General features: G+C 71.4%; 13 protein-coding genes and 1 pseudogene. 4 read left to right on the forward strand and 10 right to left on the reverse strand.

The window, feature by feature from the left end:
* Positions 1-38: 38 nt before the first annotated feature.
* From STRAU_RS04310 to STRAU_RS04330, 5 genes and pseudogenes are all read right to left on the reverse strand, one after another.
* The gene (locus tag STRAU_RS04310) at positions 39-974 is read right to left on the reverse strand and encodes a dihydrodipicolinate synthase family protein (RefSeq protein WP_037657479.1); all 936 of its coding nucleotides are present in this window, start codon (positions 972-974) and stop codon (positions 39-41) included.
* Positions 971-2,049 (reverse strand): annotated as a pseudogene (locus STRAU_RS04315) (oligopeptide/dipeptide ABC transporter ATP-binding protein). The gene STRAU_RS04310 and the pseudogene STRAU_RS04315 overlap by 4 nt, the downstream one beginning before the upstream one ends.
* A 19-nt stretch (positions 2,050-2,068) precedes the next feature.
* Positions 2,069-4,072 carry a dipeptide/oligopeptide/nickel ABC transporter permease/ATP-binding protein gene (locus STRAU_RS04320; protein ID WP_016639020.1) on the reverse strand — a complete coding sequence of 668 codons (2,004 nt, stop codon included), beginning with the start codon at positions 4,070-4,072 and terminating at the stop codon, positions 2,069-2,071.
* Positions 4,072-5,031 (reverse strand): ABC transporter permease, encoded by a 960-nt coding sequence (locus STRAU_RS04325; RefSeq protein WP_016639021.1) that lies wholly within the window; start codon positions 5,029-5,031, stop codon positions 4,072-4,074. The genes STRAU_RS04320 and STRAU_RS04325 overlap by 1 nt, the downstream gene beginning before the upstream one ends.
* 75 nt (positions 5,032-5,106) lie before the next feature.
* Positions 5,107-6,735, reverse strand: a complete 1,629-nt coding sequence (locus STRAU_RS04330) for an ABC transporter substrate-binding protein (protein ID WP_106967808.1) — start codon at positions 6,733-6,735, stop codon at positions 5,107-5,109.
* A 364-nt stretch (positions 6,736-7,099) separates the two neighbouring features.
* On the opposite strand from STRAU_RS04330, the gene STRAU_RS04335 reads away from it, so the two are divergent.
* Both STRAU_RS04335 and STRAU_RS04340 read left to right on the forward strand, forming a co-directional pair.
* Complete coding sequence (locus STRAU_RS04335) at positions 7,100-7,828, forward strand: FadR/GntR family transcriptional regulator (protein WP_016639023.1); 729 nt, start codon at positions 7,100-7,102, stop codon at positions 7,826-7,828.
* The gene (locus tag STRAU_RS04340; RefSeq protein ID WP_016639024.1) at positions 7,825-9,762 is read left to right on the forward strand and encodes a beta-galactosidase; all 1,938 of its coding nucleotides are present in this window, start codon (positions 7,825-7,827) and stop codon (positions 9,760-9,762) included. The genes STRAU_RS04335 and STRAU_RS04340 overlap by 4 nt, the downstream gene beginning before the upstream one ends.
* Here STRAU_RS04340 and STRAU_RS04345 read toward each other — a convergent pair.
* Entirely contained in the window at positions 9,711-10,595 is an 885-nt protein-coding gene (locus STRAU_RS04345; protein WP_052028950.1) for an NAD(P)H-binding protein, read from the reverse strand. The genes STRAU_RS04340 and STRAU_RS04345 overlap by 52 nt on opposite strands.
* Positions 10,588-11,019, reverse strand: a complete 432-nt coding sequence (locus STRAU_RS04350; protein WP_016639026.1) for a nuclear transport factor 2 family protein — start codon at positions 11,017-11,019, stop codon at positions 10,588-10,590. The genes STRAU_RS04345 and STRAU_RS04350 overlap by 8 nt, the downstream gene beginning before the upstream one ends.
* A gap of 149 nt (positions 11,020-11,168) precedes the next feature.
* On the opposite strand from STRAU_RS04350, the gene STRAU_RS04355 reads away from it, so the two are divergent.
* Entirely contained in the window at positions 11,169-11,744 is a 576-nt protein-coding gene (locus STRAU_RS04355) for a TetR/AcrR family transcriptional regulator (RefSeq protein WP_016639027.1), read from the forward strand.
* 85 nt (positions 11,745-11,829) lie between these two features.
* Here the strand turns inward: STRAU_RS04355 and STRAU_RS04360 are convergent, their stop codons facing one another.
* The 3 genes from STRAU_RS04360 to STRAU_RS04370 form a co-directional block, all read right to left on the reverse strand.
* The gene (locus tag STRAU_RS04360) at positions 11,830-12,228 is read right to left on the reverse strand and encodes a hypothetical protein (protein ID WP_016639028.1); all 399 of its coding nucleotides are present in this window, start codon (positions 12,226-12,228) and stop codon (positions 11,830-11,832) included.
* Between the two features lie 19 nt (positions 12,229-12,247).
* Complete coding sequence (locus STRAU_RS04365) at positions 12,248-12,985, reverse strand: hypothetical protein (protein WP_016639029.1); 738 nt, start codon at positions 12,983-12,985, stop codon at positions 12,248-12,250.
* A 277-nt stretch (positions 12,986-13,262) separates the two neighbouring features.
* Positions 13,263-14,189 (reverse strand): LysR family transcriptional regulator, encoded by a 927-nt coding sequence (locus tag STRAU_RS04370; protein ID WP_016639030.1) that lies wholly within the window; start codon positions 14,187-14,189, stop codon positions 13,263-13,265.
* Between the two features lie 100 nt (positions 14,190-14,289).
* Here STRAU_RS04370 and STRAU_RS04375 point away from each other — a divergent pair.
* Positions 14,290-15,046: MFS transporter (locus tag STRAU_RS04375; protein WP_259299816.1), on the forward strand; the 757-nt coding region annotated here is incomplete at its 3' end.

The following is a 15,046-nucleotide window of genomic DNA, read 5'->3' on the forward strand; positions in this document are numbered from 1 at the left end:
CGGGGGCGGAGCCCCCGTGGGGGGCGCGGGGACTCGGTCTACAGCAAGCCGGCCGCGGCCATGTGCTTGCCCACCTGCTCCGTCTCCGCCGCGGACAACGGCACCTGCGGCGCCGCCGTAAGGGGGCAGTCGATGACCCCGCGCAGATGGAGCGCGGCCTTGAACGCCCCCAGCCCGGCGGAGCTGGCCCCCATCCGCAGGGGGTCCCCCACGGACACCATGCGGAACAGCGCGCACAACCGTTCCTGCTCGGCCCGGGCCCGCTCCCAGTCCCCCGCACGGGCGTACCGGAAGAGCCGTACGTACCCGTGCGGATCGACGTTCCCGAGCCCGGGCACGACACCGTCCGCGCCCATGGCGAGGGCGGAGTCGACGGTGAGCTCGGACCCGGTTAGCACGGCGAAGCCGGGCACGTCGGTGCGGGCGCGGGCGCCCAGGATCACCCGCCGCAGCGCGCCCTCGTCCCCGCTGGAGTCCTTGAGCCCGGCCAGGGCCCCCTCGGCGGCGAGTTCGAGCACGAGGTCGGGGTCGAGCTTGGAGTGGACGGAGACGGGGAGGTCGTAGGCGAAGACGGGCAGCTCGCCGCGGTCGGCGACGAGGCGGAAGTGCCGGGTGATCTCGGCGGGGTGGGTGCGGGTGTAGAAGGGCGCGGTCACGACGACGCCGTCCGCCCCCGCGCGCGCGGCGGCCCGGACGTGGTCGAGGACGCGCAGGCTGGCCATGTCGATGGCACCGGCGAGGACGGGCAGCTGCCCGGCCACGTGCCGTACGACGGTCTCCACGACGGTCCTGCGGTGCCCGTCCGGCAGATACGCGGCCTCGGAGGACGACCCGAGCACGAAGAGTCCGTCGACGCCGGCGCCGACGAGATGGTCGACGAGGCGCTCCAGGGACGCCACGTCCACCTCGTTGTCCGGGGTCAGGGGGGTGCACACGGGCGGGACGACACCGGTCAAGAGGGGAGGAAGCGTCATGGAGTCTCCTTGGACGTGGCCGTGGCGGCGGCCGTCGCTGCGGACGACTGGCTGACGAGGTCGCGGGTGGACTCGCCCGCCAGTACGGGGTGGTGGCACCGGTAGCGGTGATCGGCGCCGGCGTCCGCGACGTCCGGCATGGCCGTCGCGCACACCTCGTCCGCCTTCCAGCACCGGGTGCGGAAGGGGCAGCCGCTGGGCGGCCGTGTGGCCGACGGTACCGGGCCGACGAGCGGAATCGGGTCGATCGGGTCGAGCAGCCCGGGCGTGGCCGAGAACAGTGCCCGGGTGTACGGATGCCGGGCGTTGTCCAGGATCTCGGCGGCCGGCGACTCCTCGACGATCCGGCCCAGGTACATGGTGATGACCCGGTCGCTCATCCTGCGGACCGTCTGGATGTCGTGCGAGACGAAGACCAGGGACAGGTTCAGACGCTCCTTCAGGTCCAGGAGCAGGTTGAGGATCTGGGCGCGTACGGAGACGTCCAGCGCGCTGGTCGGCTCGTCGGCCACCACCAGCTCCGGCTCCAGGGCCAGCGCGCGGGCGATCGCGACGCGCTGCCGCTGCCCGCCGGAGAGCTGCCCGGGCAGCGCGTCCGCGAGCACAGGCGGCAGGCCGACCAGGCTCATCAGCTCCCGCACCCGGTCGCCGCGCTGCCCGGGGGTGCCGCGGCGGTGCACGTCGAGCGGGTCACGGAGGATCTTGTGGACGGGCAGGCGGCGGTTCAGGGCCGTGGACGGGTCCTGGAAGATCATGGCGGTGCCGGTGCCGATCGTGGTGCGGCGCTCGGCGGCACCCATCTCCCACAGGTCCCGGCCGCGGTACGCGACCACGCCGGTCGTCGGCCGCTGCACCCCGACGAGGACCTTCGCGAGGGTCGACTTGCCGCAGCCGGAGTCGACTTGCCGCAGCCGGACTCGCCGACGACGCCTACGGTCTCGCCGGCCGCGATGGTCAGGTCGGCGCCGGTCAGCGCGTACACGCGGTCGCGGGAGAACAGGCCGCCGGTGCGGGCCTTGTGGACGACGTGCGCGTCGCGCAGCGTGACCAGGGCGGCGGGGTCGTCCTCGGGCACGTCCCCGGGGGGCACGGTCTCAGCTACGGTCACGGACCGCCTCGCCTTCTCGGAGCTGCGGCTCCGCTGTCTCGCCGCCGATCGCCGGGTGGTGACACGCCGTCTTGTGCCAGGGCTCGCCGAGGAGTTCCGGTGCGGTGGAGCGGCAGGTGTCGTCGGCCAGCGGGCACCGGTCGGCGAAGCGGCAGCCGACGGGGAAGTCCGCGGGGGAGGGGACGACGCCCTTGATCTGGGTGAGCCGCTGCGCCGCGGACTCCAGGGAGAGCACGGAGCCGAGCAGGCCGCGCGTGTAGTGGTGGGTGGGCGACTCGACCAGGTCGGCGGTCACGCCGGTCTCCACGATCTGCCCGCCGTACATCACGGCGACCCGGTCGGTGACGTCCGCGACCAGGGCCAGGTCGTGCGAGACCAGGATGAGCGCGAAGCCCAGCTCGGCCCGCAGCCGCAGGAGCAGCTGGATGACCTGGGCCTGCACGGTCACGTCGAGGGCGGTGGTGGGCTCGTCGGCGACGATGAGCTTCGGTTCGCGGGACAGGGACATGGCGATCAGAACGCGCTGGCGCTGGCCGCCGGACAGCTCGTGCGGATAGCTGCGCAGGGTGCGCTCGGGGTCGAGGCCGACCAGTTCGAGGAGTTCTTCGGGGCTTCGGCGGCCGCCCCTGCGTACGACCTGCTTGAGCTGGGCGCGTACGGTCATCGCCGGGTTCAGGGACGACAGGGCGTCCTGGTAGATCATCGCCATGTCGTGGCCGAGGAGCCGCCGCCGGGCCCGCATGGGCAGGCCGATCAGCTCCTGCCCGTCGAAGGTGACGTGGCCGCGCACCCGGGCGCCCTTGGGCTCCAGGCCCATGACGGTGAGCGCGGTCAGGGACTTGCCGCAGCCCGACTCGCCCACCAGGCCGAGGACTTCGCCGGGCCGCACCTCGAAGCTGATGCCGTCGACGATGTCCACGCCCGCGTGCCGCTCGTCGAAGCCGATGGCGAGGTCGCGGACGCTGAGCACGGGCGAGCCGTCCGGCAGCGGCCGGGCCCGTGAGCGCAGCCGCTGTGCCGCCTCGGTCAGGCCCGGCAGTTGAAGCACCTCCCCGCTGCCCGGCTCCGGCGCCTCGACCGGGTCGTCCTTGCGCCCGGCGCCGGTGACGTCCCGTCCGGACGGCGCGGCCCAGGCGTCCGAGACGCCCTCGGAGAGCACGTTCAGGGAAAGCACGGTCAGGAGCATCAGCAGGCCGGGGAAGACCGTCGCCCACCAGCCGCCGATCAGGACCATGTTCTTGCCGTCGGCGATGACGCTGCCCCAGGACGGGTCGGGCGGCCGCACGCCCGCGCCGATGAACGAAAGCGACGCCTCGAACACGATCGCCTCGGCCACCTGCACCGTGCAGAAGACCAGAATCGGCGCGGCGCAGTTGATCGCGACGTGCTTGATGACGATGTGCGGGGTGCGCGCGCCGATGACCCGTTCGGCGACCACGTAGTCCTCGCCGTACTGATCGAGCACGTTGGCGCGTACGACACGGGCGATCGGCGGGGTGAACAGGAACGCGATCGCGCAGATCAGTACGGTGATGCCGCCGCCGAAGACCGCGACGAGGACCGCCGCGAGCGCGATGCCGGGGAACGCCATGACGACGTCCAGGCACCGCATCAGCGTCTCGTCGACCGCCTTGCGCGAGGTCGCCGCGATCGCCCCGACGACCGCGCCGACGACCAGCGCGAGCGACGTCGCGCCCAGGCCGATGGCGAGCGACCAGCGCGCGCCGTACATCAGCCGGCTGAGGATGTCCCGGCCCAGGCTGTCCTGGCCCATCCAGTGGTCGGCGGACGGGGCGCCGGTGCCGCCGACGAGGGACTGCTGGTCCAGCGGGTCGTGCGGGGCGAGCAGCGGGGCGAACACGGCGACGAGGACGACGACGGTGACGACGCCGAACGCGATCCGGGACAGCACCGGCAGCTTCTTCAGGGACCGCAGCCGGATGCCGGGCCGGGACAGCCGCTCGGCCAGCGACTTGCGCGTCTGGAGCATCAGGAGGTTCCCCTCAGTCGCGGGTTCACCAGCAAGTAGAGGATGTCGATCACCAGGTTCACCACGACGAAGCCGACGGCCGTGGTGATGACGACGCCCTGCACGACGGCCGGGTCGCCGTTCTTCACCGCGTCGATCATGAGCTTGCCCATGCCCGGCAGCGAGAAGATCGTCTCGATGACGACGGCGCCGCCGAGCAGATAGCCGACGCGCAGGCCGAGCACGGTCAGCGGGTTGATGAGGGCGTTGCGCAGCACATTGCGGCCGACGACCACGACCGGCGGCAGGCCGCTGCCGATGGCCGTACGGACGTAGTCCTTGTCCAGCTCCTCCACGACGGCCGTGCGCACGATGCGGGTCATCTGCGCGGCGACGGGCAGGGACAGGGCGAGCGCGGGCAGCGTCATCGTCTTCAGCCACCCCGTGAAGGAGTCGCCCGGATTGACGTATCCGCCGGTCGGGAACCAGCCCAGGTCCACCGCCAGGTACTGGATCATCAGCAGCGCCAGCCAGAAGCCGGGCGCCGCGACGCCGGTCAGGGAGACGACGCGGATGATCTGGTCGGGCAGCCGGTCGCGGTAGATCGCGGCGAGCACGCCGAGCGGCAGTGAGAGGAGCACCGCGATGCCGAGGCCCATGAAGGTGAGCTGCATGGTCAGCGGCAGCGCCGTCGTGATCTGGTCGATCACCGGCGAGCGGGTCAGGACGCTGATGCCCATGTCGCCGCCGAGCAGATCGCCCACGAAGTCCACGTACCGCACCGGCAGCGGGTCAAGGAGGCCGTTGTCCTCGCGGAACTGGTGCAGCTGCTCCTGCGTGGGGTTCGCGCCCTGGTAGAACGCCGACGCCGGGTCGATGTCGGAGAACCGCATCACCAGGAACACGAAGAGCACGATGCCGAGCAGCAGCGGGACGAGCAGGGCGATACGGCGGGCCAGGATGCGGAGGATCGCGGTCACTGCTTACGGCTCCTCTGGTCGCTCACGGCGTGGGGCTCCTTGAGGTCGCTCACGGCGTACGGACGCATCTCTCGCTCAGAGCCACTTGGCCTGGAGGAGGTTGATGCCGGGATAGGGCTGGGCGCGGACACCGGTGAGCTGCTTGGGGTCCCACGCCGTCATCAGCTCGTTGTGCACCACGGGGTACAGCACGGCCTCCTCGGCGACGATGTCGATGTAGTCCTGCACCATCGTCTTCTTCTTGGAGGCGTCCGGCTCGCGTGTCGCCTGGTCCATCAGGCGGAACAACTCCTTGGCGCGGGAGTTCTTCGCCCAGCGGGCGTAACCCATCCACAGGTTGTCGGGCCCGTAGTTGTAATGCATGATCAGGTCCGCCTCGATGCCGAACTGGTTGGGGTTCGAGGCGGCGGCGACGACCTGGTAGTCCTTCTTCTGGTCCATCTTGGTGAAGACGGCCGTGGTCTCCTGCGGGTCGAGCGTGGTCTCCACGCCGATCGCGTCCCAGGACGCCTTGATGGTCGGCAGGCAGTCGACGATCCAGCTGACGTTGACCGCCATGATGTTGATCTTCAGGTTCTCGACCCCGGCCTCCTTCAGGAGCGCCTTGGCCTTCTTCGGGTCGTACTCGTAGACGGTCTTCGCCGGCCGGTAGCTGGGGTTGCCCTCGTTGAGGAACGACGAGGCGGCCTTGCCGTGCCCCTTCAGGGCGACCTCGATCATCTTGTCCCGGTCGATGGCGTAGTGCAGCGCCTGGCGCACCCGCACGTCGTCGAACGGCTTGTGCGCGGTGTTGAACATCAGGAAGAGGTTGTTCATGCCGGCCCCGCCCTCGACCGTCATGCCGCTCTTCTTGAGCTGCTCGATGTTGGCGTACGGAATGTTGTCGGCGATCTCCGAGTCCGCACTGGCGCCGGAGATCTTCGCCACGCGCGGCGCCGCGTCGACGATCGTCAGCCAGTTCATCTTGTCGAAGGCGGCCTTGCGCGGGCCGTTGTAGTCGGCGAACGCCTCGAAGGTCGTGTTCGACTTCGGGTGGTGGGCGGTCTGCCGGTAGGGGCCCGAGCCGATCGCCTTGCCCTTGGTCGCGTCGTCCCACGCCCCCGGCCTGGAGTAGACGTGCTTCGGCATGATCTTCGCGAGCGTGAGGCGGGCCGCGCCGTCCGGGAAGGGGAACTTCAGCACCAGCTCGACGTTCCGCGCGTCGACCTTCCTGACCTCCTTCAGCCAGCTCGCGAAGAAGCCCTTGGCCAGCGTCTGCGTCTTCGGGTCCAGGATCCGCTCGAACACGAACACGACGTCGTCGGCCGTGACCGGCTTGCCGTCGTGCCACTTGGCGCCCGCGCGCAGCTCGAACTTCCACGTCGTCGCCTTCGGGTCGGCGGGCACCGCCGTGGCGAGCTGCGGGTAGGGCTCCCGGGTGATCGGGTCCGTGCCGAGCAGCGCCTCGTAGATGTGCTCGTTGCCGGCCATCGCGAACGCCGACGCCGTCTGCGTGGGGTCCCAACTGCCGTCGTTTCCATAGCCGATGACGGCCGTCAGGGTGCCGCCGTCCTTGCCGCCGGCACCGGTCTCGTTCGTGGACTCCGGTCCCGAGCAGGCCGCGAGCGTGCTGGTGAGACCCGCCGCCGCGCCGAGGGCGCCGGTGTACTTGAGGAAGGACCGCCGGTCGGGGCCGGGCCCGCCGTCGCGCGTCACGGGGATCAGGTGGCTCACAGTGCCTCCATGAAGGAGTGGGGAGGCGGGCTCCCCAAGTGCCGGGTGAGAGGGAGGTAGTTCTTCCGGTGGTGCTGCCGGTGGTGCTGCCGGTGGTTCCTCCGGTGGGAGATCCCACGTCCTACGTCATGCTGGCGTGGCGACCATAAGAGGGCCGCGAGTGCCGGTCAAGAGAACGCGCACGGATCAGAACCGGCTGTTCCCGGATCGGAATTGACGGCCCCACAGGTCACGGCCGCCCTGGATTCCGGGCCGGAAACGGCAGGCGGCATCGGCCTGAACGGGTGGGTGACGCGGGCCGGATCAGGAGAAGTCTCGTCCGGAGGTGGGACGTGGGATGTCATCCGTGCCTACGATGTGGCGCATGCCTCAGGAGCCCATCCGTGAACGGCGTGTGAGCAGTCAGGTCCAGCAAGAGGTGACGCAGCTCATCCTGGACCGGCGGCTGCGCCCCGGCGCCCTGCTGCCGACCGAGGCCGAGCTGATGGCGGAGCTGGGCGTCAGCCGGAACTCCGTCCGCGAGGCCCTCAAGGCCCTCCAGGCCCTGGACATCGTGGAGATCCGGCACGGCTACGGCACGTACGTCGGCCAGGCGTCCCTCACCCCCCTCGCCGACGGCCTGACCTTCCGCACCCTCGTCCAGCTCACCGACGACACGCACGCGCTCGCCGAGATCCTCCAGGTCCGCGCGGTCCTGGAGGAAGGTCTCGTGCGTGAGGTCGCGGCGGCGCTCACCGACACCGAGCTGTGCGAACTGGAGGATCTGGTGCGCCGGATGGAGGAGTGCGCGGCGGCCGGGGAGGCATTTCCCGAGCTGGACCGGCAGTTCCACGAGACGCTGTACCGGCCGCTGGGCAACGCGCTCGTGCCGCAGCTGCTCGGCGCGTTCTGGCACGTCTTCCACCGGGTCGCGGGCGTGCGCGGCTGGTCGAAGGACCCGGCGCCGGACGTCACCGTACGCAGGCACCGCGACATAGTGACGGCGCTGCGCGCGGGCGACGTGGGTGCCGCGCAGCGGGCGATGGCGGACCACTTCCGCGGCATCGAGGCGCGGGCCGGGCAGGAGACGAGGGGCGTGGGATGAACGCTCGGACGAACGCGGCCCGCGAGGGCCGGGAGGAACGTGCGGTGAGCCTGGACCACTTCTACGACAAGCTGTCGTCGCTCGCGTACGGCGGGGACTACAACCCCGAGCAGTGGGGCCCCGACGTACACGCCGAGGACACGGAGCTGATGCGCGAGGCGGGCGTGAACCTGGTGACGCTCGGCATCTTCGCCTGGGCCACCACCGAGCCGACGCCCGGCGCCTGGGACTTCACCTGGCTGGACGCCCACATGGACCGCCTCGCGGCGGCGGGCGTGAGCGTCTGCCTGGCCACGATGACGGCGTCCCCGCCGCCCTGGCTGGCCCGGCTGCACCCGGAGACCCTCCCCGTCATGGAGGACGGCACCCGGCTGCACCCCGGCTCACGCCAGCACTGGTGCCCCTCCAGCCCGGTCTACCGCAGGTACGCGGTGCGTCTGGTCGAACGCCTGGCCACGCGGTACGCGGACCACCCCGCCCTCGCCCTCTGGCACATCGGCAACGAGTACGGCTGCCACATCTCGCGCCACTGCCACTGCGAGGTGTCGGCGGCGGCGTTCCGCACCTGGCTGCGCGAGCGCTACGGCACGGTCGACGCGCTCAACGACGCCTGGTCGACGACGTTCTGGTCGCAGCGCTACAGCACGTGGGAGGAGATCCACACCCCGCGCGCCGCCCCGTCCTTCCGCAACCCGGCCCAGCGGGCGGACTACTGGCGCTTCTCGTCCGACGAACTCCTCGCCGCCTACCTGGCGGAGAAGGACGTCCTGGCCCGCATCACCCCCCGCCTCCCCGTCACCACCAACTTCGTCCCCGTCGCGAAGACCCTCGACCTGTTCCGCTGGGCCCCGCACTTGGACGTCATCTCCTACGACTCCTATCCCGACCCGCACGACCCGGACGCGGCCCAGCGCACCGCGTTCTCGTACGACGTGATGCGCGGCCTGAAGGACGGGCAGCCGTGGCTGCTCCTCGAACAGGCCCCCTCGGCCGTCAACTGGCGCGCCCACAACGGCCGCAAGCCGCCGGGCCGGATGCGCCTGGACACCTGGCAGGCCGTGGCGCACGGCGCCGACGCGGCCCTCTTCTTCCAGTGGCGCCAGTCGCGCGGCGGCGCGGAGAAGTTCCACTCGGCGATGGTGCCGCACGCGGGCCGCGAGACGCGCACGTTCCGCGAGGTGACGGAACTGGGCGCCGAACTGGCCGCGCATCCGGACCTGTTGAGGTCGTCGCCCGCCCGCGCCGAGGCGGCCCTGCTCCTCGACTGGCCGGCCTGGTGGGCCCTGGAGACGGACGCGCACCCCAGCGAGGTGGACTACCTGGACGGGGCGCTCGCGTACCACAAGGCGCTGTACGAGGCGTCCGTGCCGTGCGACGTGGTGCCGGTCGACGGCGATCTGTCCGCGTACCGGCTGCTGCTCGTGCCCCATCTGTACGCGGTGTCGCACGAGGCGGCCGCGCGCCTCACGGAGTATGTGCGCGCGGGCGGGGTGCTCGTCATGTCGTACTTCTCCGGCATCACCGACGAGCACGACCGGGTCCACCTGGGCGGCTATCCGGGCCCCTTCCGGGACCTCCTCGGCCTCACGGTGGAGGAGTTCGACCCGCGCCCCGACGGCACCTGGGCGGAAGTGACGCATCTTCAGGGCGCGGAGGCGGTCCTCGACCACGATGGGGGCGGCCCCGCGATCACCCGCCACGGGTACGGGGCGGGCACCGCCTGGTACGTCGGCCTGCGTCCCGGCCCCGAGGCGCTGCGCGAACTCCTCGACCGGGTACGGGCGGAGGCCGGGGTGTTCCCGGCCGCCGAGGGCCTGCCGGAGGGCGTGCAGGTGCGGACCCGGGTGACGGCGGCGGGGGAGAGGGTGCGGGTGCGGCTCGACTACCGGGACGGAGCGGTGGCGGTCGAGCGGGGCGAGCAGGCGGCGCGGTAGTAGTCCGCGAAGGCGCGGGGCGCGTGGCCGGTGAGGCGTTCCACGGTGTCCGTGACGCGGTTCTCCGCGCCTTCGCCGATGGCGGCGTCCAGGGCCGCGAGGACCCGGGCCCATTCCGCCGGGACGCCGCGTCGCGTGAGGTGGTCGGCCAGTTGGCGCGGGGGTACCGAGCGGTGGCTGACCGTCCGGCCGGTGAGACGGGTGATCGTCGCCGCCACCTCGTCGTAGGTCAGGGCCTGGGGGCCGGTGATGATCAGGTCGTGTTCGGGGGCGGGCGCGGAGGTGAGGGTGTGGGCGCCCACCGCCGCGATGTCGTCGGCGTCGACGAAGGGGACGCGGCCCGTGCCGGTCGCGGTCGTCAGGGTGCCGTCGGCGCGGATTCCTGCGGCGTGGGACCGGTCGTCGGTGAAGTTCTGCATGAACCAGGAGGGGCGGAGCACCGTCCACTCCTCGAACAGGGGCTTGTCGGCGAGTAGTTGGTGGACCCGGCCGACGCCCGGGCCGCCGGGTCCGATCGCGGACGAGCCGAGGAGCGTCACCCTGGTCACTCCGGCCGCCCGGGCCCGCTCCAGGAACGGGAGCACGACCGCGGACGGATCCGGGTCGCCGGGCGGCGGGACCAGATAGGCGCGGGTGGCGCCCTCCAGGGCGGGGGCGTGGGTCGTCTCGTCGTACCAGTCGAAGGGGATCGCGCGTGCCCCGGCGGGCGGGGCGGTGCGCGCGGTGCGGCTCGCGGCGCGCACGGTGTGGCCGAGGGCGGCGAGGCGGGCGGTGACGCGGCTGCCGGTGGTGCCGGTGGCGCCGGTGACCAGGACGGTCTGTCGCTCAGGCACTGACTGCCTCCTGGAGGGTGTCGGGGATGTTCAGGGGGTTCCAGTAGTCGCGGTAGCGCGTGAAGCGGCCGTCCTCGGCGGTGATCACGACCACGTACGTCATGTCGAAGGGCGCGTCCGTCGCGAGGGCGCGGCCCGTCGCGCGCATCTCGACCACGATCGTCTCCGGGGCGGTCGTCTCGTGGATCTCGATGGACGGAAAGGCCCGGTACTCGATGTGGTCGCCGAGGCCGCGCAGGTACGCGCCGATCGCGGCACGGCCTTCGAGGCGCCGCGGGTAGCCCTCCGGCGCGAAGGGGAACTCGGCGACGCCGTCCTCGGCGAACAGGTCGGCCCAGCCCGCCACGTCGTGGGCGAGGAGGAGGCGGATGCCCTCGCGGAACAGTTCGGAGGGGCCGGAGGGGCCGGAAGCGGCGGTGGGCATGAGGGAGGGCCGTCCTTTACGATGTGGACTGTCGGTCCGTTTGGTGTCGTCGACGATACGGACCGCCGGTCCACTTTGTAAAGCCCCTTGGTTTGCAAAGCCCCTTCGTCTGTAAAGCCCTTGGTACGAGTACGAGATGGCGGTGTCCCATGACCGAGCGCAAGGCCCGTGCCGACGCGGCGCGCAACCGCGAGGCAGTCCTCGCCGCCGCCGACGAACTGTTCGCGCGCAGCGACAGCCCGCGCGGTGTCTCGATGGAGCAGGTCGCGGCGGTGGCGGGCGTCGGCAAGGGCACGCTGTTCCGCCGCTTCGGCGACCGCAACGGCCTGATCCGCGCCGTGTTCACGGCCCGCAGCGAGGCGGTGCGCGCCGCCGTCGAGTCGGGCCCGCCCCCGCTCGGCCCCGGCACCCCCGCCCGCGACCGGGTGCCCGCCCTCCTCGACGCCCTCCTCGGCTTCAAGCTCGACAACCGCCATCTGTCGGTCGCCCTGGAGGACGCGGGTTCGGGCAGTCCGTACGAGGCGGAGCACTACGGCTGGTGGCACGGCGTCGTACGCGACGCGCTGGCGGAGGCGGCCACGGTGCCCGACCCGGCCTTCGCGGCCCACGCCCTGCTCGCGGCCGTACGGGCGGACCTGGTCGAGCACCTGGCGGCCGTGGAGGGGTTGTCGGGGGAGGAGATCCGGGGGCGGCTGGGGGAGTACGTGGGGAAGGTGCTGGGTTAGGAGTGCGACCCGGACTTGAGGAAAGGCCCGGATGAAGACGGTGCTGGGCACAGGCATGTGTGCCCAGCACCGGTGGTGTGGGCGGTCAGATGAATGCGACTGCGGCGGCCCCGCCGAGCGCGGCCAGCACGTACGCCAGTGTCTCCTGCCAGCCCTTGAGCGGCTTCTTGTCGCCGTCTGTGCTGATGAGCATGACGGAATTGGCGGCGTAGCCCGGAACGAGGACACCGAGAACGCCGAGCAGGCTCAGCGTGCCGATGCTCCACTCGAAGTCGATGCCGCTGAACACGGCTATGGCGACCATCGCCAGTGCGGCGATCGAGTACACCAGGCCGGGACCGAGCCTGATGTCGTCACGCTTCCGGGGCGCCGCCTCACCCTTCTTGTGGTGGCGCCAGTGCCGCCGTTCCGTGCCGAAGCGGGCGAGCAGCATGATGATGATCTCCGCGGCCAGAACGGCGACAGAGACATGTTCCAAGGTCACTTGTCCACCTCAGGCAGTGTCAGGTGCAGGCTTTCTGGATGGCGCTGATGCCGATGAACGCCTTTACGGCTTCCCGCTCCTTTGAACCGACGCGCTTGCCCTTCATGAAGCGCCAGAGGATCGTGGCTGTCTTCTTGGCGCCGTAGCTCTTGAACAGCTTGACGGCACGGGCCACCCTGACGCCCGAACCGGCGGGGACGAAGGAGATCAGCACCCCTGCCACGGCCGCGGAGCAACCGACGATGAACTTGGTCTGGTCCCACCAGCCGAAAGCAACTACGGGAGCCTTCTCGCCGCTCTCGGCGGCCAGGTTCCGGAGAGTGGCATGGCGGACCTTGTCGTTGGCCAGGATGGGCAGCATGGCGGCTTGAGCGTCAGCGTCGCCCGGGTAGGCGGCCTCAGCGGTCTGCTGGGCGGTGGGCGTGGCGGGCAGCGCCGCAAGACGGTCGCGCAGGCCGTGGGCGTCGATGGTGCGGGTGAGCGAGATCTCCAAAGCGTCGGCAAACTGGCTCTCGCTGATACCGAGTTCGGCTATGCCGTCGGCCAGGATCTTGCCCTGCTCCAGTTCATCGGCGGTGAAGTCGCCTTGGGCGCTCCGGCCGGCTGCATCGGTGGCCATGGACGTGGCGTCGGTGCGAGGCGTGGCCTCAGCCGCCTGCACTCCGGTGCTGGTGGCAAAGACGGCACCGGCCGTCAGCGCGGAGACGAGTACAGCGGCGCGCGTGAACATGGTGCGGTTGATCGTCCTGTCGGACATTTCCCCGATTTCCCCATTCTGAGCTGCTTTTGGGCACGACGGAACAACCCCAACTCTCGTATGAGCGGAAAGGGGGCGCGCGTACCCGGATGGTCGCGGACCACTCCATCACAGCAAGATCATCACGACTATGACGAAGGACACACACTCCCGCCTAAATCTTCCTCAACTGCGCATGTGGCCAACAAACGTCGCGAAAGCCTTCGGCAGGACCGGCACCCACCACCGGTTCGAGCACGGAACGCCCAGCTCGGACCGGTCACTCGAGCGAGCGTCGTCAGCGGATCGTCGGCCCCAACTCCCGTGCCAGCGCTACCGCGAGGGCCCGGAAGATGCGTACCTCCGGGTTGTCGTCGTCCGCGCGGACGGCGAGGTAGCTGCTCTCCCAGGGGGCGTCGACGACGGGGACGAAGACGGCGCCCGGCCAGGCGTAGTAGCGGGCGAAGGACTTCAGGCCCGAGCCCGCGGCGCGGCCCATGATGACGCTGGTCAGGACCTCTTGGGGGGTGACGGCGAAGTCGGGGCCGCGGCGGCTGCCCGCCTCGTCGAAGTAGAGATAGTCCGTGAAGGGGCGGGGGGTGTGCCCGGGGACGCGGACGAAGGGCAGCTCGGCGACGTCCGCGACGGTCACGCCGGTGGCGTGGGCGTCGGCGAGCGCCGAGTGCGCGGGGACGGCGACGATGCGCTGCTCGGTGGTGAGGGCGTCGGCGGTGACGCGTTCGTCGTCCGGGGTGGGGCGGACGAAGGCGACGTCGACGCGGTCCTCGACGAGCGCCGAGGAGTGTTCGGTGAAGTCCAACTGGCTTATCTCCAGGGGGACTTCGGGCCTGGCCCGGCGGTACGCGTTGATCGACGCGGGGGTCAGCTCGGCGGAGCCGTGGCCCATGATGCCGATGCGCAGGGGGCGCGTCCGTCCGGTGTCGTGGGCCGGCTCCGCCATGTCGGCCATGTCGTCGAGCGCCGCCGCGGACGCCGCGAGCAGCGCCCGCGCGTGCCCGGCCAGGCGCTCCCCGGCGGGGGTGGGCGTGACGGCCGGGCTGCGGTACAGGAGGAGGGTGCCCAGCTCGGTCTCCAGGCGCCGCACGTGCGCGGTCACCGCGGGCGGCGACAGGAAGAGCCGGGCGGCGGCCCGCCCGAAATGCCCCTCTTCCACGACCGCCAGGAACGACGACAGGAGTCGCAGGTCGAGGGGGGAGGAGGCCATGCCCTCCAGCGTAAACGGGATCTGGCGGGGCGCCCCGGTGGTCTTCAGGAATCGTGAACGCGGGCGGCGGAGTCCTGGCGGGGGCGCCTAGAACTGGGGCATGCCCTCCGAAACAACCTCCCCCTCACCTGCGCGAACGCCGACGGCGGCACCCGTCGGCGCATCGCGCCGCCCCGGGCCCGCGCCGCGCGACACCCCCCGGTACGGGATACGTGCCGCCTGGATGATGCTGGCCTCCGGCTGGAGCGCCAACCAGTTCTCGGCGCTCCTCGGCGCCTACCGCTCCGAGCTGGGCCTCACGGATTCGGCGGTCACGGGTCTGTTCGCGGTGTACGTCGTGGGGCTCATCCCCGGCCTGCTGGTCGCCGGGCCCCTCGCGGACCGGCGGGGGCGGCGGCGCATTGCGCTGGCCGCGCTGGGGGTGAACCTGCTGTCCACCGTGCTGCTCACCCTGGGGACGACGGCCACGGGGTGGCTGCTGCCGGGACGCTTCCTCACCGGCGTGAGCGCGGGGGTCCTCCTCGCCGCGGGCAGCGCGTGGATCAAGGAACTGTCCTCGCCGCCGTACGTGGCGCCGGGCGCCCCCGCGTCGACGGCGTCCCGCCGCGCCGGGCTCTTCGTCTCCGCCGGGTTCGCCTCCGGCGGGCTGGCTGCGGCGCTCATCGCCCGGTGGGCGCCTCATCCGATGGTGACGGCTTACATTCCCCATGTGCTGCTGGCGGCTGGTGCTCTGCTGGCTGCGCGAAGCGCCCCGGAAACCCGGACGGTTGCCGTACGCCGTGGGCTGTGCCCACCCGTGCCGCCCTGCGGCACGACTGCCCACAGCGGTGAGCGGGTTGGTGCCGCAAGTGGTGAGC

Origin of the sequence: Streptomyces aurantiacus JA 4570 (assembly GCF_000414115.1) — a bacterium.
GTDB classification, from domain to species: Bacteria; Actinomycetota; Actinomycetes; order Streptomycetales; family Streptomycetaceae; genus Streptomyces; species Streptomyces aurantiacus_A.